The following is a 340-nucleotide window of genomic DNA, read 5'->3' as shown; positions in this document are numbered from 1 at the left end:
TCATCCTCGCTCGTGTCGACCGCCTTGTGATACTCCGGCACCAGGCGCTCGATCGTGATCGAGGCGCCGAGGTTCGGAAGGACCGCCGGCCAGAGCCGCGGGTTTCGCCAGGGCTGTTTCTTGTCGGCCTGCAGCGCTTCCGGAAACTCGTAGAGCACCGGCAGCATGCGAACATGTTCGGTTATGTCGCCGTCCCGCACCGCCCGCGCATATTCGAGCTCCGACTTGAACACCCCCTGCGGCGGGATTTCCGATTGCGTCGTGATGATCACCAGGAGCGATTGCGCATTGGTGATCATGCCCCCGCGGATCTGCCCGATAACCCGCGTGGCGAAGTGCT

Annotated in this window: 1 pseudogene; it reads right to left on the bottom strand. The window is 63.5% G+C overall.

Annotation, left to right across the window (positions count from 1 at the left end):
- A pseudogene (locus D4754_RS24530) lies at nucleotides 1-299 on the bottom strand (terminase large subunit); the annotation flags it as partial.
- Between the last annotated feature and the right edge of the window lie 41 nt (nucleotides 300-340).

The sequence above is a fragment of the Chachezhania antarctica genome, from assembly GCF_003646465.1.
GTDB lineage: Bacteria > Pseudomonadota > Alphaproteobacteria > Rhodobacterales > Rhodobacteraceae > Chachezhania > Chachezhania antarctica.
This window is presented reverse-complemented; position numbering and strand designations above follow the sequence as displayed.